Origin of the sequence: Bradyrhizobium sp. 195 (genome assembly GCF_023101665.1) — a bacterium.
Taxonomy (GTDB): Bacteria; Pseudomonadota; Alphaproteobacteria; order Rhizobiales; family Xanthobacteraceae; genus Bradyrhizobium.
In genome coordinates this window covers 4,395,546-4,418,116 of sequence record NZ_CP082161.1, presented here as the reverse complement: position 1 = coordinate 4,418,116, position 22,571 = coordinate 4,395,546, and the positions used below count along the sequence as shown (strand labels likewise).

The 22,571-nt window shown below is 62.2% G+C and carries 36 protein-coding genes and 1 tRNA gene; 16 read left to right on the top strand and 21 right to left on the bottom strand.

All coding sequences use genetic code 11. The features are described 5' to 3' along the window. Positions 1–32 precede the first annotated feature (32 nt). Entirely contained in the window at positions 33–1,061 is a 1,029-nt protein-coding gene (locus tag IVB26_RS20425) for an AraC family transcriptional regulator (RefSeq protein ID WP_247967136.1), read from the top strand. A gap of 12 nt (positions 1,062–1,073) precedes the next feature. Here IVB26_RS20425 and IVB26_RS20420 read toward each other — a convergent pair whose 3' ends face one another. The 4 genes from IVB26_RS20420 to IVB26_RS20405 form a co-directional block, all read right to left on the bottom strand. Beyond that, positions 1,074–2,393 carry a toll/interleukin-1 receptor domain-containing protein gene (locus tag IVB26_RS20420; RefSeq protein ID WP_247967135.1) on the bottom strand — a complete coding sequence of 440 codons (1,320 nt, stop codon included), beginning with the start codon at positions 2,391–2,393 and terminating at the stop codon, positions 1,074–1,076. A 327-nt stretch (positions 2,394–2,720) separates the two neighbouring features. Next, on the bottom strand, positions 2,721–3,134 hold the full coding sequence (locus IVB26_RS20415; protein ID WP_247967134.1) for a DUF3551 domain-containing protein: 414 nt from the start codon (positions 3,132–3,134) through the stop codon (positions 2,721–2,723). 100 nt (positions 3,135–3,234) lie between these two features. After that, positions 3,235–3,729, bottom strand: a complete 495-nt coding sequence (locus IVB26_RS20410; protein ID WP_247967133.1) for an Lrp/AsnC family transcriptional regulator — start codon at positions 3,727–3,729, stop codon at positions 3,235–3,237. A 155-nt stretch (positions 3,730–3,884) separates the two neighbouring features. Further along, positions 3,885–4,190: an ETC complex I subunit gene (locus IVB26_RS20405; protein WP_212085072.1), complete on the bottom strand. Its 306-nt coding sequence runs from the start codon at positions 4,188–4,190 to the stop codon at positions 3,885–3,887. 255 nt (positions 4,191–4,445) lie between these two features. On the opposite strand from IVB26_RS20405, the gene IVB26_RS20400 reads away from it, so the two are divergent. Then, complete coding sequence (locus IVB26_RS20400; RefSeq protein ID WP_247967132.1) at positions 4,446–5,621, top strand: OpgC domain-containing protein; 1,176 nt, start codon at positions 4,446–4,448, stop codon at positions 5,619–5,621. A gap of 62 nt (positions 5,622–5,683) precedes the next feature. Here the strand turns inward: IVB26_RS20400 and IVB26_RS20395 are convergent, their stop codons facing one another. Next, complete coding sequence (locus IVB26_RS20395; RefSeq protein ID WP_246922536.1) at positions 5,684–5,878, bottom strand: hypothetical protein; 195 nt, start codon at positions 5,876–5,878, stop codon at positions 5,684–5,686. 312 nt (positions 5,879–6,190) lie between these two features. Between IVB26_RS20395 and IVB26_RS20390 the strand changes: the two genes are divergently transcribed. Together IVB26_RS20390 and IVB26_RS20385 are read left to right on the top strand one after the other, a co-directional pair. After that, complete coding sequence (locus tag IVB26_RS20390; protein ID WP_247967131.1) at positions 6,191–6,340, top strand: hypothetical protein; 150 nt, start codon at positions 6,191–6,193, stop codon at positions 6,338–6,340. A 436-nt stretch (positions 6,341–6,776) separates the two neighbouring features. After that, positions 6,777–6,989, top strand: coding sequence for an RNA-binding protein (locus IVB26_RS20385; protein ID WP_247967130.1), 213 nt, complete (start codon positions 6,777–6,779; stop codon positions 6,987–6,989). Between the two features lie 74 nt (positions 6,990–7,063). Here IVB26_RS20385 and IVB26_RS20380 read toward each other — a convergent pair. The 4 genes from IVB26_RS20380 to IVB26_RS20365 form a co-directional block, all read right to left on the bottom strand. Then, positions 7,064–7,140, bottom strand: a tRNA-Pro gene (locus IVB26_RS20380). A 96-nt stretch (positions 7,141–7,236) separates the two neighbouring features. Beyond that, entirely contained in the window at positions 7,237–7,722 is a 486-nt protein-coding gene (locus tag IVB26_RS20375) for a DUF192 domain-containing protein (protein WP_247967129.1), read from the bottom strand. A gap of 130 nt (positions 7,723–7,852) precedes the next feature. Then, on the bottom strand, positions 7,853–8,515 hold the full coding sequence (locus tag IVB26_RS20370) for a cold-shock protein (protein ID WP_246922528.1): 663 nt from the start codon (positions 8,513–8,515) through the stop codon (positions 7,853–7,855). A gap of 197 nt (positions 8,516–8,712) precedes the next feature. Next, the gene (locus IVB26_RS20365; protein ID WP_247967128.1) at positions 8,713–9,474 is read right to left on the bottom strand and encodes an SIR2 family NAD-dependent protein deacylase; all 762 of its coding nucleotides are present in this window, start codon (positions 9,472–9,474) and stop codon (positions 8,713–8,715) included. Between the two features lie 243 nt (positions 9,475–9,717). On the opposite strand from IVB26_RS20365, the gene IVB26_RS20360 reads away from it, so the two are divergent. Continuing rightward, on the top strand, positions 9,718–9,882 hold the full coding sequence (locus tag IVB26_RS20360; protein ID WP_162832225.1) for a hypothetical protein: 165 nt from the start codon (positions 9,718–9,720) through the stop codon (positions 9,880–9,882). 64 nt (positions 9,883–9,946) lie between these two features. Here the strand turns inward: IVB26_RS20360 and IVB26_RS20355 are convergent, their stop codons facing one another. Beyond that, entirely contained in the window at positions 9,947–10,240 is a 294-nt protein-coding gene (locus IVB26_RS20355) for a hypothetical protein (protein ID WP_247967127.1), read from the bottom strand. A 269-nt stretch (positions 10,241–10,509) separates the two neighbouring features. On the opposite strand from IVB26_RS20355, the gene IVB26_RS20350 reads away from it, so the two are divergent. Together IVB26_RS20350 and IVB26_RS43010 are read left to right on the top strand one after the other, a co-directional pair. After that, positions 10,510–10,752: a hypothetical protein gene (locus tag IVB26_RS20350; RefSeq protein WP_247967126.1), complete on the top strand. Its 243-nt coding sequence runs from the start codon at positions 10,510–10,512 to the stop codon at positions 10,750–10,752. 76 nt (positions 10,753–10,828) lie between these two features. After that, the gene (locus tag IVB26_RS43010; RefSeq protein ID WP_256468843.1) at positions 10,829–10,954 is read left to right on the top strand and encodes a hypothetical protein; all 126 of its coding nucleotides are present in this window, start codon (positions 10,829–10,831) and stop codon (positions 10,952–10,954) included. Between the two features lie 53 nt (positions 10,955–11,007). Here IVB26_RS43010 and IVB26_RS20345 read toward each other — a convergent pair whose 3' ends face one another. The 5 genes from IVB26_RS20345 to IVB26_RS20325 form a co-directional block, all read right to left on the bottom strand. Further along, positions 11,008–11,205 carry a hypothetical protein gene (locus IVB26_RS20345; RefSeq protein WP_247967125.1) on the bottom strand — a complete coding sequence of 66 codons (198 nt, stop codon included), beginning with the start codon at positions 11,203–11,205 and terminating at the stop codon, positions 11,008–11,010. 336 nt (positions 11,206–11,541) lie between these two features. Continuing rightward, positions 11,542–11,808, bottom strand: a complete 267-nt coding sequence (locus IVB26_RS20340) for a hypothetical protein (RefSeq protein WP_247967124.1) — start codon at positions 11,806–11,808, stop codon at positions 11,542–11,544. A gap of 61 nt (positions 11,809–11,869) precedes the next feature. After that, entirely contained in the window at positions 11,870–12,067 is a 198-nt protein-coding gene (locus IVB26_RS20335; RefSeq protein WP_247967123.1) for a hypothetical protein, read from the bottom strand. Between the two features lie 109 nt (positions 12,068–12,176). Continuing rightward, complete coding sequence (locus IVB26_RS20330; RefSeq protein WP_246922747.1) at positions 12,177–12,314, bottom strand: hypothetical protein; 138 nt, start codon at positions 12,312–12,314, stop codon at positions 12,177–12,179. 568 nt (positions 12,315–12,882) lie between these two features. Next, entirely contained in the window at positions 12,883–13,179 is a 297-nt protein-coding gene (locus IVB26_RS20325; protein ID WP_007591377.1) for an HU family DNA-binding protein, read from the bottom strand. A gap of 350 nt (positions 13,180–13,529) precedes the next feature. Between IVB26_RS20325 and IVB26_RS20320 the strand changes: the two genes are divergently transcribed. Further along, positions 13,530–14,021: a hypothetical protein gene (locus IVB26_RS20320; RefSeq protein WP_247967122.1), complete on the top strand. Its 492-nt coding sequence runs from the start codon at positions 13,530–13,532 to the stop codon at positions 14,019–14,021. 235 nt (positions 14,022–14,256) lie between these two features. Further along, positions 14,257–14,559 carry a hypothetical protein gene (locus IVB26_RS20315; protein ID WP_247967121.1) on the top strand — a complete coding sequence of 101 codons (303 nt, stop codon included), beginning with the start codon at positions 14,257–14,259 and terminating at the stop codon, positions 14,557–14,559. Positions 14,560–14,616: 57 nt separating this feature from the next. On the opposite strand, the gene IVB26_RS20310 is transcribed toward IVB26_RS20315, so the two are convergent. From IVB26_RS20310 to IVB26_RS20295, 4 genes are all read right to left on the bottom strand, one after another. Then, on the bottom strand, positions 14,617–14,994 hold the full coding sequence (locus IVB26_RS20310; protein WP_247967120.1) for a hypothetical protein: 378 nt from the start codon (positions 14,992–14,994) through the stop codon (positions 14,617–14,619). Between the two features lie 12 nt (positions 14,995–15,006). Next, entirely contained in the window at positions 15,007–15,171 is a 165-nt protein-coding gene (locus IVB26_RS20305; protein WP_247967119.1) for a hypothetical protein, read from the bottom strand. A gap of 65 nt (positions 15,172–15,236) precedes the next feature. Beyond that, positions 15,237–15,464: a hypothetical protein gene (locus tag IVB26_RS20300; protein ID WP_247967118.1), complete on the bottom strand. Its 228-nt coding sequence runs from the start codon at positions 15,462–15,464 to the stop codon at positions 15,237–15,239. Continuing rightward, a complete protein-coding gene (locus tag IVB26_RS20295) occupies positions 15,458–15,691 on the bottom strand; it encodes a hypothetical protein (protein WP_247967117.1) in 234 nt (77 codons plus the stop codon). Before IVB26_RS20295 ends, IVB26_RS20300 begins: the two co-directional genes overlap by 7 nt. 95 nt (positions 15,692–15,786) lie before the next feature. Between IVB26_RS20295 and IVB26_RS20290 the strand changes: the two genes are divergently transcribed. The 7 genes from IVB26_RS20290 to IVB26_RS20260 all read left to right on the top strand — a co-directional run bounded on the left by IVB26_RS20290 (position 15,787) and on the right by IVB26_RS20260 (position 21,942). Then, positions 15,787–15,978 (top strand): DUF3072 domain-containing protein, encoded by a 192-nt coding sequence (locus tag IVB26_RS20290; RefSeq protein ID WP_247967116.1) that lies wholly within the window; start codon positions 15,787–15,789, stop codon positions 15,976–15,978. A 58-nt stretch (positions 15,979–16,036) separates the two neighbouring features. After that, positions 16,037–16,189, top strand: a complete 153-nt coding sequence (locus tag IVB26_RS20285) for a hypothetical protein (protein WP_155253518.1) — start codon at positions 16,037–16,039, stop codon at positions 16,187–16,189. 34 nt (positions 16,190–16,223) lie between these two features. After that, a complete protein-coding gene (locus IVB26_RS20280) occupies positions 16,224–16,376 on the top strand; it encodes a hypothetical protein (RefSeq protein WP_247967115.1) in 153 nt (50 codons plus the stop codon). An 809-nt stretch (positions 16,377–17,185) separates the two neighbouring features. Next, positions 17,186–19,036, top strand: coding sequence for a caspase family protein (locus IVB26_RS20275; RefSeq protein ID WP_247967114.1), 1,851 nt, complete (start codon positions 17,186–17,188; stop codon positions 19,034–19,036). Between the two features lie 216 nt (positions 19,037–19,252). Next, positions 19,253–20,200: an ABC transporter substrate-binding protein gene (locus IVB26_RS20270; RefSeq protein ID WP_247967113.1), complete on the top strand. Its 948-nt coding sequence runs from the start codon at positions 19,253–19,255 to the stop codon at positions 20,198–20,200. 256 nt (positions 20,201–20,456) lie between these two features. Beyond that, positions 20,457–20,909, top strand: coding sequence for a VOC family protein (locus IVB26_RS20265; RefSeq protein WP_247967112.1), 453 nt, complete (start codon positions 20,457–20,459; stop codon positions 20,907–20,909). A gap of 394 nt (positions 20,910–21,303) precedes the next feature. Then, positions 21,304–21,942, top strand: a complete 639-nt coding sequence (locus tag IVB26_RS20260) for a glutathione S-transferase family protein (RefSeq protein WP_247967111.1) — start codon at positions 21,304–21,306, stop codon at positions 21,940–21,942. 165 nt (positions 21,943–22,107) lie between these two features. On the opposite strand, the gene IVB26_RS20255 is transcribed toward IVB26_RS20260, so the two are convergent. Further along, positions 22,108–22,275 (bottom strand): hypothetical protein, encoded by a 168-nt coding sequence (locus tag IVB26_RS20255; protein WP_247967110.1) that lies wholly within the window; start codon positions 22,273–22,275, stop codon positions 22,108–22,110. Positions 22,276–22,280: 5 nt separating this feature from the next. Continuing rightward, positions 22,281–22,526: a hypothetical protein gene (locus IVB26_RS20250; protein ID WP_247967109.1), complete on the bottom strand. Its 246-nt coding sequence runs from the start codon at positions 22,524–22,526 to the stop codon at positions 22,281–22,283. Positions 22,527–22,571 lie beyond the last annotated feature (45 nt).

Sequence of the window (22,571 nt, the reverse complement as noted above, 5' to 3'; positions counted from 1 at the left end):
AAACTTGGCGAGGATTTTCCTTGGGAGTTCCGATGCCTTTTCAAGCCGCAACCGCGGTTCCGCGCCGCGCCGTCACCCCCGCCGCCTTTGTCCGCGGCGTGGTTGCCGCCTACGCAAGATACGGCCGAGATCCGGCCGAGGCGCTCAGCCGGGGTCAGGTAGCGCCAGACCTTGTCAATTCTCCGGATGGGCGGGTCACGGCCGCCCAGTTCGAGGCTTTGGCAGGCCACGCCATGCGTGAGCTCGACGACGAGGCGCTGGGCTGGTTCTCACGGCGCCTGCCCTTCGGCACCTACGGCATGCTGTGCCGCGCCTCGATCACGGCGCCGACGCTCGAGATCGCGCTCAAGCGCTGGTGCCGGCATCACCGCCTGCTCACCGAGGACGTGCTGCTCAATCTCGCGGTTGGCGAAGAGACCGCTGTGGTGTCCATCGGGGCGCTGCGCGATCTCGGGCCGTTGCGCGAATTCTGCCTCGTCACCCTGCTCCGCTACGTGCTCGGCTTCTCCTGTTGGGCGGTGGATTCCGCGATTGCGCTGCGCGCGGCAGAATTCCCGTACTCCGAGCCCAGCCATGTCTCGGTCTATCCGACCATCTTTTGCCGGAACATCCGCTTTGATGCGGACTGTGCCCGCATCGTCTTCGACAAGCATTATCTGTCGCTGCCGCTCACGCGCAGCGCAGCCGATCTCGACAACATGCTCAAGGGCGCGCTCAGGCTGACCGTGCTGCCCTATCGGCGCGACCGGCTGCTGGTCGAGCGTGTCCGCCGCGTGCTCCGCAATGCGCGCGGACGTAGCCTCGGGGCCGAGGACGTCGCGAGCGAGCTTGCGCTCTCCACCCGCACCATGCATCGGCGGCTGCGCGAGGAAGCAACCTCGCTGCGCGATCTCAAGGAAGAGGCAAAGTTCGAACTGGCAAAACAGGAGCTGATGCGTGGCCGCACCCCGATCAAACGCATCGCCGAGATCGCCGGATTCCGCAACGAGAAGAGCTTTTCGCGCGCTTTCCGCAGCTGGACCGGCGCAAGCCCGCGCGAATTTCGCGGCCGCTATCGGTGAGGCGCGCAGGCCTCACGCCACCGTCTCGACGTCCGAACCGGTCAGCGCCTTGATGGCGTCTTCGAGCGCCTTGGCGTTGTCGGTCAATTGCTGCTCGGATAGCTTCATCATCTGTGCGACGCGCGCGCAGCTTCGCGACAGGAATTCGATGTTGAGCAGCCGCATGGCCTTGATGATCGTGCGATAACGTTGGACATCCGAACCGACAAGGCCGGGCCGAATGACGGTTTTTCCATCGGTCGACAGCCCCAGCGATTTGTACATCTCGCGTTCCAGGATCGGCCAATCGTCCAGCAGACGCGACATCTTCTCGCTTTCGACGTCGTCGAATGCCGCCAGAAAGTCTTCCGTACTGATATTGCCGCGTGTCCGCGATTCAACCGTCAGATCCTCGATCACGCGTGGGATCTGCTGGATCCGGCGCTCGCGCTCGTCGGACGATAGCGCGTCGGCGGAGAATTTCTGGATGATCTCGGACCTGAACCGGTATCCCATGCGGATGGCGGTCAATAGCGAGAGCAGCTTGCTCGACAATCCGGTCAGCGGCCCGCCGACCTCCTCGATCGCCAGGAATTCGCAGCGATAATCGCCATCACCCTGGACACGAGCTCGGTGCAGCAAGGTCCGGTAGCGCCGGCCGCCGCGCCCGATCAGCACGGCCTGCGGCGCAATGAACTCGTTCTCGCGCGCCGCAAGCAGTATCTGCGCGGTTTCCTCGAGCCATTTGTAGACGAAGTTCTGCCTTCCAGTTTCCGTATTTGCCAGCTTCTGGACCTTGCACCAGGGCACGGACTGCGCCTGGATGGTGAAGAGATCGCCGAGCACATTGTCGTCGCCGGTGAACTGGGCTGCAGGTGGAATCTGCCCATGGGCGAGTTCGGCGTCGGTCGCCACGAAATGCACGCGCGGATAGCCGTCGAATTCGCGAATCTCGCCGAACAGACCGCTATCCAGCTTGCCGACCAGCCCGCGCAACTCGTTGGCATCGACGTCGATGGCGTTCCTCTCGAAAATGCCGATCAACTCCCTGATGAGTTGATCCTTGCTCGTCAGCATCTGCAAGTGGCTGAGCGGACCCGGCGGGTTCACGTTCGGGCGGATCAGGCAGAAGATCCGGCGGTCGGTGGCTGCCGGTTTTGCGGCGGCAAAATATCCGGCTTCATAAAAGCACCAGGACCAGTCCTCATAGGGCGCGCCGTAGAGCAGAAACAGGCTTTGCGCTGTGCGAAGATGATGCTCGATAGAAGACCGCCATTCATTGCCGCGCGGGATGTCCTCCGAAATGAAGACATCGATTTGTCCATGCGAAGCGGTTTCAATGACCTTCTTCATCGCACGGGCTGTCCGGCCGTATTCAGACCGGTGACTGATGAAAATCGGGTTGGGAGCCATGACGCGCTTCCCCTGGGTACAATCCGGCCCATCTACAATTCGGGCGATCTCTGGGAAGCATGGACCCGTGCAGATTGCTGCTCTGTGAAGGAGTTCACACGGCCGCATCTAATTTTGCGGCCGACGTACTTACCCTTCGGCCGTGCCAGGGGCTGAGGCTTGCGCTGAGACGTGCACGCGATCTCGCGCGCCTCTCATGAATTTACGGCCCCCGAGATAAAAACCTCGGAGGCCGCAAACCCTCAAAACCGGTTTCGAATTCGGGCGTCAGTTGGAGTTGGTCTGCGCGCCGGGTCGAAGCTTGGGGCGCGACTGCGAGTGCTTCGGCTGATAAGCGAGAGAATCGTTGGTGCTCTTCGCGCCGCTCTGCGAACACACGCCGCCGATACCACCGGCCGCAGCGCGGCAGGTTTCCATCGTCGGATAGCCGCAACGATGAGCGGCCTGGGCGCCGTTGGTGATGCAGTATTCTTCCGCCTGCGCGGCCGGCGCGGTCATCATGAGAAACGCGGAGGCGAACAGCGTCGCAGCGGATGCGACGAACGTCTTCGAGGTCGAGGTCATCTTGTCTTTTCCTGCTTCAGGGTCCCACAAAAGAGTCCTCGGCATGCGACGCAGGCTGAGGGTCCACACCTTGCATCTAGGCGGCGCACTGATCCCGGCAATCACGGTCCAGCGCATTGCAGGACTTCGCAAATCACATGTCACAGTTATGTGAGTTACTAAGCTTTTATGACGGTCTACTACTTTTATGAGCCGGCACGCCGGGAGCGTGTGTCCCCTAACCCGCCGACGCGGCTGCCGCGACGTCCTGCAACGGCAGCGGGATATCCTTGGCAACCCCCAACACAGGGAAACTGCGAACGTTCTTCACATCAGGCATTGCCGCGAAATGCAGCAGCTGCCGGTGCATGCTCTCGACGCTCGGCGCCACGCATTTGAGGAGATAGTCGGTGTCGCCTGAAATCCGCCAGCACTGCTGGATGCGCGGGATCGCGGCGATCGAGCTCTCGAACGCCTCCAGCACCGGCTGGGCCTGGCTGCCGAGCTGGATCGAGACGAACGACACCACCTCATAGCCGAGCCGCCGCTCGTCGATGACCGCGCGCACCGCCCGGATCACGCCGCGGCTGAACAGCGATTTCAGCCGACGCAGGCAGTTGGGCGCGGACACGCCGACCCGCAGCGCCAGTTCGTTGTTGCGCACCCGTCCGTCCTGCTGCAGCTCGGATAATATCTTCAGATCGACGCTGTCGAGCTGGTCCCGCCCCGCCATACCCCACCTCGTTTTGGTCGTGTCACGCGGGGCAGCGAAGCATGGGGCGGAATGGGTGCCAAGGGCTTACGCGAGCAGCGGCTCCATCGTCATGGCCGGGCCCGGGCGTGACGGTTCACCAAGTCCTCGGCAGGTGGCCTAGCCGCCTGTCCCCCTCAATGCGTCCAGGGCTCGCCGCGGCGGAACGAGAAATTATCGGCATAGGCGACCGGGCGGCGGATCGAATCCTGCGGCTCGATCACCTGGTAGGCGATGCCCTTGCGCTCGCAATAGGCGATCGCCTCCTCCTTGGAGTGGAAGCGCAGCGTGATCTGCTGCTTCATGTCACCTGACGAAGTCCAGCCCATCAGCGGCTCGACCGAGCGCGGCTGCTCCGGCTCGTAGTCGAGCTGCCATTCCCTGGTCTTGGAGCGTCCGGATTGCATCGCGTTCTTGGCAGGTTTGAAAATCCGTGCGGTCATTGGCGGTCCGGCCTCTTCGTCTTTATCGTTCGATTTCGATGCGTCACGGTAGCAGTTGGTGGAAACCTCAGGGATAGTATAGAGACACCGATTGGGAACTGATCGGTGATTCCGGGGCCCCGGCCTCCTCGCCAACGGTATAGTCATTATGCTGCACCGTGACAATTGCGTACCCGCCTTCCGCGCTGGGGTCCCGCCCAGCCGCGCTGCCTCGCCGACATCAGTGTAACCGTCCCCTCCGAGAGCTCCCGTCGCATGTCCTTCCTGAACATCAATGCCACGCTCCCTGACAAAGGCCGTGACCTCAGGCTCGACCTGTTTCGCGGGGTCGCGAATTGGGCGATCTTCCTCGACCACATTCCCGACAACGTCGTGAACTGGATCACGACGCGCAATTACGGCTTTTCCGACGCCGCGGACCTGTTCGTCTTCATCTCCGGCTACACCGCCTCCTTCGTCTATGCGCGGATGATGCTGGACCGCGGCTTCCTCGTGGGCGCCACCAGGCTCACCAAGCGCGTCTGGCAGCTCTATGTCGCCCATATCATCCTGTTCGTGATCTATATCGCCTCGATCAGCTATCTGGCGCTGCGCTTCGGCGATTCCGAGATGATCAACGAGTTCAACGTCGCCGGCCTCGTCGACAACGCCACCGAGACGCTTCGCCAGGGCCTGTTCCTCCGCTTCAAGCCGCTCAATCTCGACGTGCTGCCGCTCTACATCGTGCTGATGGGGCTGTTCCCGCCGGTACTGTGGTTCATGCTGCGCAAGCCCGACCTCACGATGGTGCTGTCGATCGTGCTATGGCTGGTCGCGCGTCACTTCGGCTGGAATCTGAACGCCTATCCGGCCGGCCAGTGGTACTTCAACCCCTATTGCTGGCAGGTGCTGTTCGTGTTCGGCGCCTGGTGCGCGATGGGCGGCGCGCGCCGCTCGATGACGCTGATCAACGCGCCGGTCACGCTCTACCTCTGCCTCGGCTATCTCCTGTTCGCGCTGGTCATGACCATGGCCGGCCGCTTCCCCGCTTTCGGCGGCATGTTCCCGGAGTGGCTGTTCTCGGCCTTCAACCCGAACGACAAGACCAACCTCGCGCCCTATCGCTTCATCCACTTCGTCGTGATCGTGATCCTCGTGATCCGCTTCGTGCCGAAGGAATGGCCGGGGCTCGAATGGAAGGTGTTCGATCCCTTGATCGTCTGCGGCCAGCAGTCGCTCGCCGTGTTCTGCGTCGGCGTGTTCCTGTCGTTCGTCGGGCATTTCGAGCTCTCGATGAGCTCGGGCTCGCTGCTCGCGCAGATCTTCGTCAGCGTCGCCGGCATCGCGATCATGACGACGGTGGCCTATTACATCTCGTGGTCGAAGAAGCAGGACAAGCCGCTGAAGCCGCCGCCGCCCAAGCCGGCAGCAACCGCGGCGAAGGCGGCCTGAGCCGGCAACGCTGCCGTTCTACGCTGAAGCGCGATGTTGGCTCATTCCAGGCCCATCGCGCGTCAGGCCGCCTCCTCGCCGTCGAACTCGGTGAATTTCCTGTAGATCCAATCGCGGCCGTCATGACGCCGCCAGACCTTGCCGACCACGAGCTGCCCGTTGATCGAGCGGCGGGGCACGATCACGGTCCAGAGGTGCCAGATCTCGCTCCAGCTCGATTGCGGATCGGCGGTTTTGAAGTTGCGATCGAAAGACATGGCGCAGAACTCACAGGATACGCGCGCTGCGACGAACCGTGACCTTGTGTGAGCTCGAATTGCAGGCAGCCCATCGCAGGCCAATACCGATTTGATAACGATCGCCAAAGCGGCCGCAACAACCGCTTGTCCTTAACCTAACCGGTCAACCTTACCTCTCGTGGCTTCGGACCGGAATCGGTTGAAAGAGAGCGTCGATTTTTTTAGAGTGTTTCGTGATTTGAGATGGTCGCGCCGGGCGCGTGGCAATTTGATTGAGCGGACGTCAGATTTTGTAATTGAATTTCGAGACGATTCGTCGGGACGACCAAAATGAATTTGCACTATGCACGTCTGCGCCTGGCGCTGCGAATGGCAGCGGTCGCAAAGTCGCCGGCGCAAGAGCCGCCGCAAGCCGCCAACGACAACCAGATGATCTGGCCCTTCGTCCCGTTTCCGCCAGGCTGGCACGCCTCGGGTTGATCGGCCGGATCTGACGAAAATGGCGTCCGAAAAGCGCAACGCCGCGCAAGCGGAATATCATCGCTTGGCGGCGTCCGTTTAGACATTGGGCGCTGAAATCCCCAACACACATATGTCTATGGCGACAGCCAAAGGTTCGATGCGGCGTCGGCAATTCTGCCCCGGTCCGAGGCGCGCCGCGATCGGATCAGGGGCCGGCGCTTGCGCTTGACGCAGCCTGGGCATCGGACTTGGAGCGTGCGTTGCGCGCTCGTCGAGGTCTGGACGCTCGGTCATGCCGATGCGGGCAGAATTCTATTCTCGCGCCCTTCGCCGGACAGCAACCAATCACTGCGCGCCGCGTTGCAGCTTTTTCCCGTCTATCAGGGCATCCGAGGTGTCCGCGATCCGCGCGCGCCCGCCTGCCCTCATGTCCATGTGAGCTGGAGCGTGGCCGGTGAATTTTCGCGAACGAGCCGAAACCAATGAACAGCAGGCGGCAGGGCAAGCGTGCCACGTCGATACGCCTGAGAAACTCGCCGAGACGCCGGAGCCCGGAAGCTCTCTGCTCGCATTCTGTGGGCTCGGCCTTGCGGGGATAGCGATGCTGGCCTGGATCGGCGCCCTCGCCTGGTTCGCCTGGCGCCTGGTCAATTGGCTCTTATTCTGAACGCAGCGGCGGGAAGCTAGAAGCTCAAGCTGGCGGGCATCTGGCTCGAGAATCCCCCGGAGGGAGGTCGGGACTGGTCGGGGCAGCTGGATTCGAACCAACGACCTGCAGTACCCAAAACTGCCGCGCTACCAGGCTGCGCTATACCCCGAATGTCCGGCGAGCCCCGTCGATACACGCTTCCAAAGGCGCCAGCAAGCTTACAAACTCGCGCCAGCAAGGCTGGCAACGCCCTCGCCTGCCTGCCCTATTTGCTGCCGAACAGCGGGTGGCCGACGCGGTCGCCGGGGCGGATGCCGTATTTCTGCGCCGTTCCCGCCACCACCTCCAGCACGGCCCGGGCGGGTCCCCGGGACGAGATGATTTTCGTCGACATCGGCTCGGTGTTCTCGGCGATGCGCAGGATGCGGCCGTTGGCGCCGATGAAGATCATGTCGAGCGAGACATAGGTGTTCTTCATCCACATCGAGATTTCCTGCTCGGGATTGAAGTCGAACAGCATGCCTTTGCCGTCGGCCAATTCCTTGCGGTACATCAGGCCGGTCTGCTTCTCCTCCTCGGTCGTCGCCATTTCCACCGAGAACACCTGCACGCCGTTCTTGGTGACGATCTCCAGCGGCTGGAAGCTGGCGGCGCCCGCGGGCACGCTGGCGACTGCACAGCCGGCGATGACGAGGATGGCGGCAAGCCAGCCCTTCAGAGCGGACCAGACAGCGTTCCGATCAAGATTCATGGGGGACACTCGAGGCGTGGGACGGGAACCAGTCCTTACGCGGCGATCGCCTGAAAAGCCAGAGGCGCGCCGGCCTGCCGGCGCGCCCCTGCTCACGATTGCGGGACTCGTAATAGCGCCCTAGTCGCCGTTAGTGCGACTGCAATCCCGGCGATCCGGTCTCGGGATGGATCTCGGCCGCCATCATGCCCTTGGAGCCGGGCCCGAAGCGGACCAGGACATACTGGCCGGGCCTGAGCTCGGTCATGCCGAAGCGGCGCAGCGTCTCCATGTGCACAAAGATGTCGGGCGTACCCTCGCCGCACGTCAGGAAGCCGAAGCCGCGCAGCCGGTTGAACCATTTGACCTGGGCCCGTTCCAGTCCGCTGGTCGCGGTGACCGTGACATGGGTGCGCGGCGGAAGCATCTGCGCCGGATGGATCGCGGTCGACTCGTCCATCGAGACCACGCGGAACGCCTGGTAACCCTTCGCGCGCTGAATGCACTCGACGACGATGCGGGCGCCCTCATAGGCGGTCTGGAAGCCGTCGCGCCTAAGCACGGTAACGTGCAGGAGCACGTCCGGCCAGCCGTTGTCGGGAACGATGAAGCCGTAGCCTTTGGAGGCGTCGAACCATTTGATGACGCCATGGACTTCGACGAGATTGGCGCTGGCCTCACCCAACCCGCTGAAGGGACTGAGCGCGCTGTCGCGACCGGCGCTGCCGTGTTCGCCCGGCGCGATCCGCCCGGACGATACTCCCTGCCCGGGAACTCCGAGCTTCTTGGACTCAAATCCGTCCGACGACCCCATAACCCCGGACCCCACACTGTCATGCGACCCGCCTCAGCAGCGGTGTCGAATCACGCGTCTTTCGAGAACCTTCTCAACTGGACGCGACGCGAATCTTTCGACTCAAAAGATAACACTCCCGGTTGCGAGGCATAGACAAAAAAGAGATTCGCCGGAACCTATGAACAGCTTGCACCGCCGCGAATCAAACTGATGCCTCAATTGCCGGCAAAGGGCCCGAGCGTTTCGCCGATGTCGTGGTGGATGACGAGATCGGCGATGTCGTCCTGTTCGGTCGGCTCGCGATTGATGATCACCAGACGTGCGCCGGCGTTCTTCGCCATCATCGGAAAGCCCGCCGCCGGCCACACCACGAGCGAGGAACCGATCGCGATGAAGAGGTCGCAGGCGCGCGACAACGCGGTCGCGCGCTGCATTTCCTCGTCCGGCATCATCTGGCCGAAGGAGATCGTGGCGGTCTTCACCGGCTCGTAGCAGGCGGTGCAGTTGGGCGCGGCGCCGTCGTCGTCGAAGCGGCGCTTCACCCAGTCGAGCGGATAGGCCTGTCCGCATCCGATGCAACGCGCATAAGTAGTGTTGCCGTGAAGTTCAACCACGTGCTCGCCGGCGAAGCCGGAGGCCTGGTGCAGATTGTCGATGTTCTGGGTGATGACGGCGGGAACCTTGCCCGCGCGGTAGAGCGAGGCCAGCGCGCGATGGCCGCGGCCGGGCTTCGCCGCCACAAAGACCTCCTCCATCGCAAAACGGCGACGCCAGGATTCGTCTCGCGCCTCCTGGTTCGCGACGAATTCGTCGAACGGGATCGGACGGTTGCGCGTCCAAATTCCGCCGGGCGAACGGAAGTCGGGAATGCCGCACTCAGTCGAGATGCCGGCGCCGGTGAAGGGCACGATGGTCCTGGCCTCGGCGATCATGTCGCCGAGCCGTTCAACGCCGCTCTGAAGATCCGATGCAATCAATCGCGGCCTCCCGATTCGTTTTTGCCCTGGCAGCAACATGCGCAAGCGGCAAGATTGTTGACGCTCTTATCAAGCGCTAACGCGATGCGCTCGGCAATTTTTTCCGGCCTTCGCATATCACAATCCTGCAATGCCTCGTCCCCATTGACGCCCCATTCAGGAGGATCAATGGGTGTGTGAATGCGACTCAACACGATGCGGCGGCAGTGCTTGAGCTCAGTAGTAAAAACCGAGGGGATGGCTATGACCGAAGACGAAGAACGCAAAGCCCGTGAGCGCGACGAGATCGCCGCCCGTGTTGCCGCCTTCCGTGCCACGCAGGAAAAATTCAAGCGTGAGCGCGAGGAGTATTTCGTGTCGACGCTAGAGAACGCCCGCAAGGTCGAACGGCCCTCGCTTTGGCCGTAAGATACGTCTGATCGATGCGCATGAAAAAAGCCCGGAGCATGGCTCCGGGCTTTTCGCTTGCCACTTACCAATGGCGCCAATGGTGATGGTGCCGGTAGTAGGGTCCGCCGCCGTAATAGGCGTAGGGGCCAGACCCGTAATAGTAGCTGGGGCTGTCATAATAGCCGTAGCGGGGACCGTAATAGCCGTATGGGTGCGACGCTGCGACCGCGCCCGCGGTGATCGCGCCGGCGGCGAGGCCGAATGCGAGGCCCGGGCCGATACCGCCGCGCCCGCGCGCCTCGGCAGGCGCCGGGGCTGCAACCGCGCTCACGCCGACGGCTGCGACGGTGGCCAGAACTGCGAGTGTCTTCTTCATGCTCTCCTCCTTCGCGTCTTGCGGAGATAACGAGAAGCGCCTGCGATGGTTGCGCGCAGGATGCGGAACCGGTCGCCGCAAAATAAAGTCGATGGAGTCCGGAACGAAATCGCAGGTCGCGCATTGTCGCTTCAAGTGCGGGAGCCTCCGCCATCCGGGTAGAGGCAACAGCACGAAGCCCCGTCAGCATCTCCGCGATGCTGGCGGGGTTTTCAGTTTCACGGAGAGCAGATGGCAGCACAAGACGATTGCTGCCAGCGGGGCGAACGATGGAGGAAGGTTTGCCCTTATCTGCTTTGCTGGCCCGTATCCGCAAGATGGTTCCCAGATCCGACGATCAGCACTACGACGAGATCGTCCGCAGCTTCGGGGTCGGCGCGCTGCGCTCGCCGCCGACGCCGATGAGTGACCGCGAGCTGGCGCGGGCCATCGCCGAGTTCCTGAAAGAGCAGCCGTCGAGCGAATCCGTTGCCACCCTCGGGCGCCGGCTCGACCCCTCCTCTCCGGTCTAGTTTCTTCGCGAGGAGCAGGGAACCAGGATTGCGCGCGGACGTTGAGTCCTTTCTCACGCAGAGCGGAGAGGCCGACATGCCCGCGTGGCTCGAAGTCTTGCTCAACCTGTCCGGCTATGCCGGCTTCGTGGCGCTTGCCTCGCGCGGCACCGCGGGCCCGCAGGCGCCAGCCGACGATCGCGTCTACAGCGACGAGCGCTAATCGACGTGCGCCGCTCTAGCTGGCGTGCCCCGCATTAATTGGCGTGCGCCGCATTAGTGGGCGTGCGCCGCTTGGCCCGCCGTGCGCACCAGCCGGTCGGCCTTGACCGCAACGCGCGTGTCATCGACCTGCGGCCGCAGCGAGAAGCTGACCACCACGAAAGCGAGACAGAACAGCGTGCCGACGATGGCGACACGCCGGTAGGTGTGCCGGTCGCCTTGGTAAAAGGACGGCTCTGAAAAGGGCGTCATGATAAAATTGCTCTTGGCAAAGTCGTTTCTTGCTTCTCTTTGCCAGACACCTATCCCAAGCAGCGGCAAGCGCAACGCGATTGGGCTTTTAACCTAACCGAATAGGGTTATCGCTTTCGCGCAAAATGATCGTTAGGAGTTTGCGGAACGCGTCCAGTCACGGGCGAGCTGCTTTCCGTATCGCGCAAGGCCCAAGGATGCGATGGGCCCGCGGCTTGCCGACCGGCTTTGTTCCAGCTTCGACACCGTTTCGTTCTCAAGGAACGAATCGGAATCGAAGAAATCGGCGCGGAGCAGTTCTTAACAAACGTGCGGATGACGCGCGCGGCGATCCGATCAGGACTTATCAGGAGACGACGCATCAGGAGACGTCGATCCCGGCGGCACCTGCGGCACCGAGGGCTTGCCTTTGCGCAAACGCGGGTGCCGATCGCACCAGAACACTTTGGCGATCTCGGCGAGAAACCAGCAGGCATCCATGTCGCTCTCCATCGCCGCCCCACTCATGACGGAAGAGACATGGGGGACTGTGCGTCGCCTCACGCTGTATCGTTCTGACACGCGCGGCCGCATTGCCGCCGGCAGGTGCAACACGTTCTGCATCCGACTCCATTTCGTTCTCGAAGAACGAATCGGAGTCGGAAAAATCGGCGCGGAGTGATTCCTAACGATGGATGAAGGCGCGCGACGCAACGTCTTCAGCGGTCGTCGGCACGATCTTCGGCGACAGGAATTTCGAGACGACCGCGAACACGATGACGATCTCGCGGCAAGGTTCGCATCGAAAGCTCTTGGCGCAGATCGCAATCATCGGCTTGGCGCATCGCGGGCATGTCATGCAGGCCGAACGCTGATGGCACATGTTCGTTCCCAAGACATCAGCGGCGAATGTTTGCGGGCGATCCGGGAAACTGCCGAAGCAAGCTTCAGGTGGGTCGTGTCGTCCCCGCCCCTCGCTGCGTAAGCCGCGATCAGGCCGCGCGCTTCGTTTTGCCCTGCTGCGAGAAGCATTCCAGGATCTGGATGCGGAGCTCTTCCGCGGCCGGCCCCTCGAGCTTCCTGAGCTCGTTCCAGAGCCTGATCACTTCACGCTGCTTTTCGACGGTCATGAGTCACCTCCAAGCGATTGACCTAAGGCGGCTCACTAGAACAAAATGAGAACAAAAAGTCCAGCCCTCGCTGGGGGTTTTCCCTGGGCATTCGCGGTGAACCTTTTCGGCGCCGTGCGGACCCATGGGAGCTGGGGATTTCAGCGCCCAGTCATATGGCAGCGCCGCGGTGCACGAACATATTCGTCATCGCGGCGCTGTTGCTTTTTGGATTTTCAACTTTAAGTTAGACGTACGGCTGGCGGCCAGGCGCTGAAATCCCAACGCCGTCAGCCAGAAGAGCCCCGTGCGAAAGCGCGGGGTTTTTCTTTTGAGGCCGTCGCTGACTGCCAGAGGCGCCGATGATCTGCGAGTTCTGTGAGAACGAGATCCCGATCGGACTTTCGGCCTGCCCGGCTTGCGGGAGACCGCAGAGCGCGCCCGGTCAGGCCGACAGGCGCTCTCTGTAATTTGTCCTGATCGTCGTGGTGATGTTCGACATCGCCGTCGCCGAGCATCACCTTGTCTTTAGCCGTTGATCGTTGCGCCGGTTCATGAAAAAGCCCGTCGCAACGACCTCGGCAGCGCCCTAGACGGAATCCTTGGCCACCTTCAGCGGCGAGGCCTTGACCGACTTGCTCGCTGGCTTGGCCGCAAACTGCATCGGCTCCTTGGTGAAGGGATTGACGCCCATGCGGGCTTCGGTCGCCGGCTTGTTCACGACCGACATCTTGACGAAACCGGGAATGACGAACTCGCCGGACTCGTTGAGCTCCTTGTAGCCGACGGTGGCCATGTACTCGATTACCGACTTCACGTCGTTCTTCGACAGCTGCGTGCCCTCGGCAATTGCATCAATCAATTGAGTCTTCGTCATCTTCGCCATGTCTGAATTCCTTTTGTGCGCGCGAGCAACTCTGCTGTGGACGCGGCTTGAAGCGCGGGGACGCGCTGCTGATTTCATGCCAGAGGTCATGAAGTGACGGGGCTTAGAACCCATCGAGGCCGAAAACGCAAGCAGGGCTTCTCCGGGGTTCCCTGCTTCCTGTGCAAGATGCCGCAGGGTTATCTCTGTCCTGTTTGAACCATTCGGCGGCTGGCGCGTCTTATCATTGAAGTCCCCAAGCTTCACCCCACCAGAAGGCCCCGCTTCCCCCAGGCGGGGTTTTCGCTTTTGGGGGCATGGCAGAATGCCCCGGCTGATATAAGGGTCTGAAGTTGTCTCGTGGGGTGCTCATGAAGGTCGCTATCGTCGTCGCAGGCTTGATCGTCATTGTCGTGGCAGCCCTCGTCGCGATCCAGCCGAGCTTCCTGAAGCCTGCGTCCCTCGCCCTCGTGAAAAAGTCCGACATCTTCGGCTTCTCGCCCGGGATGACGTTCGACGAGACCAGCAAGCTCGTCAGTCAACGCCACTATCTTTGCCGCCAGAGCCGCAGCTCACATACCCTCGAATGCGACATCAACGGCGCCAAGGTCACAGTCGACAGCGACGAGGCCGACGCCAGGCACCCGATCCGGCGCGTCAATGCGACGCTGAACAATCCGGGGTCGCAGGACACTGCCGTCAAATCGATCTCCGACCAGTTCAACGCGCAAGCCATCAAGGACCGGGAGGGATGGACATGGATCGTCGGCCGCGGGCTCAAGCTGAGCTATGACGGCCTCGCCTTGAACCTGGTGGACGAGGCTGCGGGGGCCCGGCTGCGCAACGAGGACGCAAAGCGCTAGAGCATGGTCCGGACCCGGAGGGCCGCGTTAGCGCAAAGTGCGCGGTGGTTTTCCGAAAAGATCATGCTTAAACAACAACCTAAAGCGCGATGGCGATTCATCCTAATCGCATCGCGCTTTAGAGCGTGAAGGTCACCTCGGCGTGAAACTTGTGGCTCGGCTTGCCTTGTTGACACTTCAGTAACCCAACGCCGCCAAGCTCACTTCAGTATCGTTGCGTTGGAGTATCCTGACAGTGCTGGATTTTAACGAGCTGCGTGAACTTGCGGCTGATGTTCGTGTGTTTGTCGACGTCGCCGAGGACAAGGCCGAAGCGCTCAGAGCCGTCATCGCGGCCTATGATGTGGTCCTGGCGATCTTCCCCACTGACGAGGGCATGGGCCTTCACGTCATCAAGGGCAGCCAGATCCTGGACACGATTGCAAAATCACGGAGCCATGCGATTTACAGCCACACGGCCATCGCGGTCCCCGACCTGCAACACGCCCAAGCGCTCAAGCTGCTGACAGCCCCGGTCGAACAACGAATTGCGGCCTAGCTGCAAGCAGCGAAGGTGTCGGCCTCGGCTGTCGTCCCCTGGGGCTGCCGAGGTCTATCAGCGCAACCGGTTCAAGACCTGGAGCGGGATCCATGATCCCAGCACCATGAGAAGCGCAACGGCCGCGACCACGACATACTTCAGGGGATGCTGCGACGAGGCGAGCGAGCCTTCGAGGCGAAGGTACGGGAGCAGGATGTCCATCGCCATTCCGACCAGGGCAATCGCAACCAGAGCGCCAAAAGCGCTGGCAAAAACATTGACGACCCATCCGATCGCCCCGCGCCTGTTCGACCAGGCCTCGTAAATCGCGACCGCCAACATCACGACAACAAAGACCAGCATGAAGGTCATTGAGCCGCCGACGCTCGACGTCGGGCCGAAGGCCTCCAGCAGCAGCATCGCCGCCACGGCAAGCAATGTGATCGTCTTCACGACGCTCCCTCGTCAATGCTCCAGCAAAAAGACCGCAGAGCCGATCAGGATACAGCCGAGGCCGACGACAGCCGTCGCGATTTCGACGGCGTTTTCCAGGCCGAAGAACCTGACGACGGCGCTCGATGCGGCAGGCAGGCGGACATCCACGATGGCGCTGAGCAGGGCTTGAAGCATAACGATTGGTCGCGCCGTCGTCGGCAGGGTTCAACCGCCACGACCCGCGCGTTAAGTAGCTCCCGCTAGGGAATGTCTCCCACTTTCCGGCTGTCACCGATCGAGACCGGCTTGTTCAGGAAATACTCACGGTTGCCGGTCGCGGCTTCCGCGTACTGGTCGATGGCCACGATGATGGCCTGGACGTGGGCGTAGCACCACCCTTCCCGCGTTGCCTTGCGGCGAACGTCCTCGAGTGCGGCGAGGAAGGGCGATAGCTCTCTTTCGTCGTCGAACCATCGCCTGCTCACCATGTCCTCCCACCGAGCACCCTGCCCTTGGCCGCGCGCGGCTGCGCCACCTTCAGCGCGTCGCGCTGTGCGCATAGATCTTCGACCTTCGCCTCCATCCGCGACAGCAGCGCTTCGGCCGAGGCCGTCCCGAGACCCGCCCGCTGCAGCTGCAGGATGTCCTTCCTCTGCCTGCCCATCTGGATGCGCATCCGTTCGATCTCCCGCCTGACAGTGTCCAGGTCCGGCATGTTCCGCCTCGCGATTTGAATATGGCACCAAGAGAACAAAAACGGAACGAAGAGTCGAGTCCGACGTTGGACGGAAAAGGAAAAGGAGACATGCTATGGCGGACAACACCCAGAAGGACCCAAAAGACTGGGTTTCCGGCGATGATCCGATGACGGGAGCCCAGGAATCCTATCTCAAGACCCTCGCCGAGCAGGCGCACGAGAGCCCGCCGGGGGACGAGCTGACGAAGGCCGAGGCCTCCGAGCTGATCGACAAGATGCGGCAAAAGGCCGGGCTGGAGGAGTGAGCCGTAGAATTGCGGAAACCTGGTGCCGTGTGTATGCAAACGAAATTGGGAATCGAAAATGCCTTATTTCGTTTGCGCCCGCGATGGAGCGGGGCAGATCATTTTGAAGAGAGACACCAGGGAAGCGGCCGAGAAGAAGGCCGCCGAGCTCCGCGACATGGGCTATTTCGAAGTCGAGATCATCGCAAAGGGTGTCGAGAAGGCGGCGTAAGGAACGGCGCGCTGTCGGCCGAGTTGGCCCATGCATGACCAAGGAATCGCTGCAGCACCAGGCCGACCGTGCCGAAGCCCTCGCCGCCCAGACGGCGGACGGCGAAATCAGAGAAGCGCTGTTGAAAGCTGCGCAGGAATATCGGGCTCAGCTCGAGAACGGCGACGAGGACGCCGACCCGGAGTGAGGCCAGGCTTCTTGCATCAGAGCGCCGTTCGGACTCGGCGCAGCGCCCTTAGGAACAAGTCCAGCCGATCGGAATTTCACCGATTAAGCAGTGCCGGCATTCTCCCCCTTGCGTGCCGGCACTGACAGCCCCGTGGCGCCGCCGCTTGCGGGGCTGTCCTTTAGGAGGCCGTCATGAGTGACCGCACAGGCAACGAACCCGCACCGCTCGTGCTTTTCGGCGTGGCCATTCTCCCGGTCGTCGCGGTGCTGGCGTGGTTCGCGTTCTGATTTAGCCGACGATATTCCGAAGCGTACTTCGGCTCGGGAGGTAAGGGGCTGGCTCTGCGGCCTCGACGATCCACATTGGCGTACAGCGTGAATTGATGCACCGTCACCGTAATTCAACACGAGCAAGACGGGCCATGGCTTCATCATGGCCAAGAAGCCGTGCGACATGAATTTAGTGCACTGTCACCGTAATTCCGAGGAACGCCGCGCGGCTTGTTTGGCAGCATCGGCTTGATGGCAGCCCATTCGTCATCGGCGAGTTCGTAGCGCATGATTCGAATTTCCAAGTATGGGAGTTTGAATCATGGGCGTCCGGCCAAACGCAACGCTCTTGGCTGACCAAGCTCGGGCGCTTTCGGGAAGAAGCGGACGTCAACCAGCCAACATCCTCCGCTCAATCCGTCGGAAATGACCCAAAGCGGACTTGGAATCTTGCAGATCGACACTGCTTTGGGGGCACAGTGTGACTAATGTCACAGTACCGACGCTTGCGTTTCGGCAGCCTCCGCATACCCTGCGCACATATTCTCCGGGGCTACCATGGGCGCTTTTCGCTGGTCTTTATTGTCTCTTTTCATTTGGTTGACCTGTGGATCGGCTCATGCCGAGCGTCGCGTCGCTCTCGTCATTGGCAACTCTGCCTATAAGAGCGTGCCCCGTCTTTCCAACCCCATGAACGATGCGGCACTGGTCGGCGGCATGTTCAAGAAGGCAGGCTTCGACAGCGTCGAAATCAAGCTAGATGTGAGCGCCGCCGAAATGCGCAGATCGTTGCGCGACTTCGCCAACAGGACGCGCGATGCCGAGGTCGCGGTGGTGTATTACGCCGGGCATGGCATCGAGTTGGATGGCAATAATTATTTGATCCCCACAGATGCGACACTCGAAACGGACGGCGATGTCCTTGACGAAACTGTTGCGCTGGACCGTGCGCTATTCGCAGTCGAGCCCGCCAAGCAACTTCGCCTTATCATTCTCGACGCCTGCCGAGACAACCCCTTCGCTAAGACGATGAAGCGAACCGTCGCCGCGCGCGCCATCGGACGCGGCCTTGCTAAGGTGGAGCCGACCAGCCCTAACACGATGATCGCGTTCGCCGCGAAGGCAGGCTCTACTGCCTCGGACGGCGATTCTAAGAATAGCCCGTTTGCCGCCGCCCTCGTCGAGCGGCTGCCCACACCCGGCCTCGACCTGCGCAAGGCGTTTGGCTTCGTGCGCGACGACGTCTTGAAGAGCACTGGCTACAAGCAGGAGCCGTATGTTTACGGCTCGCTTGGTGGCGATGATGTCCCGCTCATCCCGACCAAGCCGGTTGCGGTTGGACCGCAGCCGAACCCGCAGGATTCGGTTCGACGCGACTATGAGCTGGCGTTGCAGATAGCCACGCGAGAGGTCTGGACGGCTTTCCTCGCGCAATACCCCGATGGTTTTTACGCCAGTCTCGCCAAGGGGCAGTTGAGCAGGATCACGGCAGAGGAAGCTCGCTCAGCAGCCGCAGAAAAAGCCCGACAGGCTGAGGATGAGAAGGCCCGTCTTGTGGCCGAGCGAGCCAAGAAGGCGGAACAGGACAAGGCCGCAGCCGCTGCCAAGGCAGCCGAGGATGCGCGGCTCGCTGCCGAGAAGGCGAAGCAGATCGAGGAAGCAAAAGCAGCGGCAGCCGAACAGCGGCGCAAGGATGCCGAAGCTGCCGTGGCAAAAGCTATGGCCGACAAGCAGGTCGCCGAGAAGGCTCAGGCAGATAGGATCGCCAAGGACAAGATGGCCGCCGAACTCAACGCCCAACAGGCGGCGGAAAAGAAGGGGCAAGCGGAGGGGGAACAGAAGGTCGCCGCGGTCACTCCGGCTGCTGCACAACCCAGCGCGTCTCCGCGGGAGACGGCAAAACTGCTTCAGTCAGAACTACGCCGGGTGGGATGTCTGGCAACGGCCGCCGACGGTGATTGGAACGCGTCTTCTCAGCGCTCGCTGACATTGTTCAACAAGTACGCCGGGACCAAGTTCGACGCCAAGCTTGCCAGCTTCGATGCGATCGACGCGATCAAGGCGAAGCCGGGCCGCGTCTGTCCGCTGGTTTGCGACCGCGGCTTCAAGGCCGACGGCGACGGCTGCGTGAAGATCACCTGTCGCGCCGGCTACCGCGTCAATGACGACAATGAATGCGAGAAGGTGCAGGAGAAAAAGCCCGTCTCGACGCGGGATGAATCGAAGGGGCGTGACGAACAGCGTAAGCAGGGCGAGTCAACACCGACACGGCCGCAAGCCAATGGCCAGATGTTCTGCAACGGAGCTGGGTGCAGGCCGGTGCGACCCGGCTGCAAGCTGGTTCCCGGTGGCGGGGGTCTACCTTCCGGCGATGGCAGATCCAAAGCGATGATGGAGGTCTGCGGGTGACGCTTTTTTGCGAACACTCAAGCCCGTCTTGAAACCGCAGGTCGCCTTCTGGCCCGTAGCTGACCGTGGCTCAGCGCGCAGCGAGGTCTGCTTCCTGAAGGTAACCCGAACAGGGCCGGCAAGCTGCTTAGAGCCGCCTTTGACCCGAAGGCGACAACCATCTCCGCTTCCGATGTGCTAGATTGAGCCCCGGTCAAATGCTCCTGGGACGACCCCATGAAGCGGCGCGAGTTCATCACGCTGATTGCTGGCGCTGCGGCATCGCCGCTCGGAGCCCACGCGCAGCGGGCCGGCCGGCGGCACCGCGTTGCGGTATTAGGACCTTTACCGCCCAGCTTCTTCGATGGGCTGGCTAGAGCCGGCTATGTCAGAGGCAGCAACCTTGAGATCGAGAGTCGTGGCGAAAGCGCGGCTGCCGTATCTTATGCCAGTGTGGCCGTTGAATTGACCCAGACAAGCCCGAGCGTGCTAGTGGCGGTCGGGGCCGAAGCAGGGCGCGCAGCACAGAAGGCAACGCAGCGCATTCCAATTGTGGTGATCGCGGACGACTTGCTTGGCAGCAAGCTTGTTGCCTCAATGCCGCATCCTGAAGGCAACACGACTGGCGTTGCCATCTTTGCTTTCCAGCTCGACGCGAAGCGATTGGAGTTACTGCATGAAGCACTGCCGGGTTCCCGTCGAATAGCTGCTCTCGCCGACCGCCTCCCGATACCAAACATGAGCGATCTCGAAAGCGCCGCCAAGAGGCTCGGCGTCGAAATCATTCCGTTCGCCGCACGATCCGAGGAAGATCTAATCCGTGTGATTGACGCCATGAAGGTCGAAGAGGTCGAGGCGATCAACGTGCTGGCCTCGCCGATATTGGCATCGAAGTTCCAGTACCTGATCCGCGATCGGCTGGCCTTCCATCGCCTGCCCGCCATTCTGCAATGGCCGGAGCAGGCGGAAGATGGCGGACTAATGGGATACGGTCCTCGGCTCAGCGCGGTCTTCGATCAATGCGCGCGGCAGGTCGCAAGACTATTACGAGGCGCAAAGGTGGCCGAGTTGCCTGTTGAGCAGCCAACAAAGTTCGAACTGGTCATCAATCTCAAGACAGCCAAAATGCTCGGCGTCGAAATGCCGCCCGTGTTACTCTCTCGTGCCGACAGGACGATCGAGTGAGTTTTCGATTTCTGCTCCTGGCCCTTCGCGTCATTTGCTGCGGTCGCATAAAGTGGTCGGGGTTGGCGCGAAGCGGACATCACCGACGATTTATGAGTACGCGTGCTAGTTCGCATCGCCGCCCGCCAACGCCGATCGGTATTGGGCCTCCTCACCCACGCATGCTCCGCCCTCTGCCCCTGCTCCCCAATTCCTGCTATCTCTCCCTCCGCCGGCCCCGCCGACCCAAACCCCGTCCATCCAGGGAGCAACAACCATGCGATACCTCCACACCATGCTGCGCGTGCGCAATCTCGATGTCGCGCTGAAGTTTTACCAGGATGCGCTGGGCTTGAAGGAGGTGCGGCGGATCGAGAACGACAAGGGGCGGTTCACGCTCGTCTTCCTCTGCTCGGCGGACGATCTCGACGCACTGAAGAAGCAGCCCTCGAGCCGCGGTGCGCCGCTGGTCGAGCTCACCTGGAATTGGGACGAGGAGAAATACGGCGAGGATCGCTTCTTCGGCCATCTCGCCTATGAGGTCGACGACATCTACGCCACTTGCGAGAAGCTGCAGAAGGCCGGCGTCACCATCAACCGTCCGCCGCGCGACGGCAACATGGCCTTCGTTCGCTCGCCGGATTTGCACTCGGTCGAGCTCTTGCAGAAGGGCGATCCGAAGCCGCCGCAGGAGCCCTGGACGTCGATGCCGAATACCGGCCACTGGTAGGCTTGCGCCGCTGGAACAAGCCCTCGCTGCCCGCGTTCACTCCACGACAATGCAATTGGAGGAGGACGCGATGGGACGAGGACTGTTGCTGTGGATGCTTGGCGTGCCGATCCCCGTGATCATTCTGTTGTGGCTGTTCTTCGGCCGCTGAGCGACGGGATCAATTTGCCGAGTTGTTTGCAATGAAAGCTCCGCCGCGTGCGGAGCTTTTTGCATGAGAGGCGCGCCGCAATCGCGCATCGCGCGTTTCAGGAAATTCCGCTATCACCCGCGCCGGTGGATTGTAGCCCGGATGAAGCGCAGCGTAATCCGGGACTGCCGCAGTCGAAGCACCCCGGATTGCGCTGCGCTCCATCCGGGCTACGGCACCGAAGAACGCCGCGGGAGACGCCTGATGCCTGACACCAAGCTGACGATCTGGGGCCGCGCCAATTCGGTCAACGTGCAGAAGGTGCTGTGGTGCCTGACCGAGCTCGCTTTACCCTATGAGCGCATCGACGCCGGCATGAGTTACGGCCGGACGCGCGAGGCCGACTATCTCGCGATGAACCCGAATGCGCGGATCCCGACGCTGGTCGAGGGCGACTTCGTGCTGTGGGAATCCAATTCGATCCTGCGCTATCTCTGCCGCGCGCATGGTCGCGGCACGCCGATCTATCCGGAGGCACCGAAGAGCCGCAGTTCGGTCGATCGCTGGCTCGACTGGACGCTGTCGACGGTGCAGCCGGTCGACCGTCCGGTGTTCTGGGGCATCGTGCGCACGGCGCCCGCCGAGCGCGACATGATCCAGGTGCAGCGCGATGCCGATGCCGCCGCCGAGGTCTGGGCCGTCGCCGACCGCCTGCTCTCCTCGCGCCGCTTCGTCGAGGGCGATGCGTTCACCCTCGCCGACATCGCGCTCGGCTGCTATGCGCGGCGCTGGCTCGGTGTCGAGGGCATCTCCCGGCCAGCGCAGCCGCATTTGACGCGCTGGCTCGCCGAGCTCGGCAAGCGGCCTGGATTTGCGCAGTTCGTCGCGCCGCCGATGTCGTGAGCAATCCGCGCGATCAATCGGCCACATCGTTCGACGATGACATGATGCCCCTGTTTTGCCCGACGCACCAACTTTATTTCTCTAAATCCTAAGTGCGGGAATGCTGAGGGTTTGCCGTGGCTTGGCTACTGTGCATGGGGTTGTTTTCGCGTTTTCGTTTTGGGCTTAGCGCCAGCCGCGCTCGACCAGCAGCACGCAGACGATCAGCACCAGCGTCACCACCGCGGTCGCCAGCCGCGCCGTCCAGCTCAGGCCGCGGCCGACCCACCACAGCAGCGCGCAATACATCAAGACGGGAACGATGAGGTCGAGGCGCAGCAGATCCGCCGGCATGGCCTTTAGCGCCTCACGGTGGTGTCGATGCTGATCGAGCCGCCGATCTTCACGCAGGTCCCGGTGCCCTCGACCATGACGAAGCGCGGACCGTAAGTCGCGCAGGAGCCGGCGCGTGCCTTGCCGGCCGCGCCCTTCAGCGGAACGGTCGCGCCCGCCTGAGGCCGCTCGGCAGGCGGCAGACGCAGGGTCTCCGCGGCGGCGGCGGATGTGGTCAGCAGCGGGATCAGGATGAGGAGCGGCCTGCGCATGTCGGCGTTCTAGCCCGGACCGGCGCTGCGCGCCATCGGGGTGGC

Coding starts and splice junctions, on each gene's coding strand:
- IVB26_RS20255 (WP_247967110.1), bottom strand. CDS start 22,275: ATGCCGGCGGATCTGCTGCGCCTCGACCTCATCGTTCCCGTCTTGATG.
- IVB26_RS20420 (WP_247967135.1), bottom strand. CDS start 2,393: ATGAAGAAGGTCATTGAAACCGCTTCGCATGGACAAATCGATGTCTTC.
- IVB26_RS20360 (WP_162832225.1), top strand. CDS start 9,718: ATGACCGAAGACGAAGAACGCAAAGCCCGTGAGCGCGACGAGATCGCC.
- IVB26_RS20325 (WP_007591377.1), bottom strand. CDS start 13,179: ATGGCGAAGATGACGAAGACTCAATTGATTGATGCAATTGCCGAGGGC.
- IVB26_RS20250 (WP_247967109.1), bottom strand. CDS start 22,526: ATGCGCAGGCCGCTCCTCATCCTGATCCCGCTGCTGACCACATCCGCC.
- IVB26_RS20390 (WP_247967131.1), top strand. CDS start 6,191: ATGAATTTGCACTATGCACGTCTGCGCCTGGCGCTGCGAATGGCAGCG.
- IVB26_RS20275 (WP_247967114.1), top strand. CDS start 17,186: ATGGGCGCTTTTCGCTGGTCTTTATTGTCTCTTTTCATTTGGTTGACC.
- IVB26_RS20355 (WP_247967127.1), bottom strand. CDS start 10,240: ATGAAGAAGACACTCGCAGTTCTGGCCACCGTCGCAGCCGTCGGCGTG.
- IVB26_RS20285 (WP_155253518.1), top strand. CDS start 16,037: ATGCCTTATTTCGTTTGCGCCCGCGATGGAGCGGGGCAGATCATTTTG.
- IVB26_RS20330 (WP_246922747.1), bottom strand. CDS start 12,314: ATGACCGTCGAAAAGCAGCGTGAAGTGATCAGGCTCTGGAACGAGCTC.
- IVB26_RS20300 (WP_247967118.1), bottom strand. CDS start 15,464: ATGGTGAGCAGGCGATGGTTCGACGACGAAAGAGAGCTATCGCCCTTC.
- IVB26_RS20345 (WP_247967125.1), bottom strand. CDS start 11,205: ATGACGCCCTTTTCAGAGCCGTCCTTTTACCAAGGCGACCGGCACACC.
- IVB26_RS20405 (WP_212085072.1), bottom strand. CDS start 4,190: ATGACCGCACGGATTTTCAAACCTGCCAAGAACGCGATGCAATCCGGA.
- IVB26_RS20270 (WP_247967113.1), top strand. CDS start 19,253: ATGAAGCGGCGCGAGTTCATCACGCTGATTGCTGGCGCTGCGGCATCG.
- IVB26_RS20375 (WP_247967129.1), bottom strand. CDS start 7,722: ATGAATCTTGATCGGAACGCTGTCTGGTCCGCTCTGAAGGGCTGGCTT.
- IVB26_RS20260 (WP_247967111.1), top strand. CDS start 21,304: ATGCCTGACACCAAGCTGACGATCTGGGGCCGCGCCAATTCGGTCAAC.
- IVB26_RS43010 (WP_256468843.1), top strand. CDS start 10,829: ATGCCCGCGTGGCTCGAAGTCTTGCTCAACCTGTCCGGCTATGCCGGC.
- IVB26_RS20410 (WP_247967133.1), bottom strand. CDS start 3,729: ATGGCGGGGCGGGACCAGCTCGACAGCGTCGATCTGAAGATATTATCC.
- IVB26_RS20415 (WP_247967134.1), bottom strand. CDS start 3,134: ATGCGCTGGACCGTGATTGCCGGGATCAGTGCGCCGCCTAGATGCAAG.
- IVB26_RS20400 (WP_247967132.1), top strand. CDS start 4,446: ATGTCCTTCCTGAACATCAATGCCACGCTCCCTGACAAAGGCCGTGAC.
- IVB26_RS20290 (WP_247967116.1), top strand. CDS start 15,787: ATGGCGGACAACACCCAGAAGGACCCAAAAGACTGGGTTTCCGGCGAT.
- IVB26_RS20340 (WP_247967124.1), bottom strand. CDS start 11,808: ATGCAGAACGTGTTGCACCTGCCGGCGGCAATGCGGCCGCGCGTGTCA.
- IVB26_RS20395 (WP_246922536.1), bottom strand. CDS start 5,878: ATGTCTTTCGATCGCAACTTCAAAACCGCCGATCCGCAATCGAGCTGG.
- IVB26_RS20305 (WP_247967119.1), bottom strand. CDS start 15,171: ATGCTTCAAGCCCTGCTCAGCGCCATCGTGGATGTCCGCCTGCCTGCC.
- IVB26_RS20280 (WP_247967115.1), top strand. CDS start 16,224: ATGACCAAGGAATCGCTGCAGCACCAGGCCGACCGTGCCGAAGCCCTC.
- IVB26_RS20320 (WP_247967122.1), top strand. CDS start 13,530: ATGAAGGTCGCTATCGTCGTCGCAGGCTTGATCGTCATTGTCGTGGCA.
- IVB26_RS20295 (WP_247967117.1), bottom strand. CDS start 15,691: ATGCCGGACCTGGACACTGTCAGGCGGGAGATCGAACGGATGCGCATC.
- IVB26_RS20350 (WP_247967126.1), top strand. CDS start 10,510: ATGGAGGAAGGTTTGCCCTTATCTGCTTTGCTGGCCCGTATCCGCAAG.
- IVB26_RS20265 (WP_247967112.1), top strand. CDS start 20,457: ATGCGATACCTCCACACCATGCTGCGCGTGCGCAATCTCGATGTCGCG.
- IVB26_RS20425 (WP_247967136.1), top strand. CDS start 33: ATGCCTTTTCAAGCCGCAACCGCGGTTCCGCGCCGCGCCGTCACCCCC.
- IVB26_RS20335 (WP_247967123.1), bottom strand. CDS start 12,067: ATGTGCCATCAGCGTTCGGCCTGCATGACATGCCCGCGATGCGCCAAG.
- IVB26_RS20370 (WP_246922528.1), bottom strand. CDS start 8,515: ATGGGGTCGTCGGACGGATTTGAGTCCAAGAAGCTCGGAGTTCCCGGG.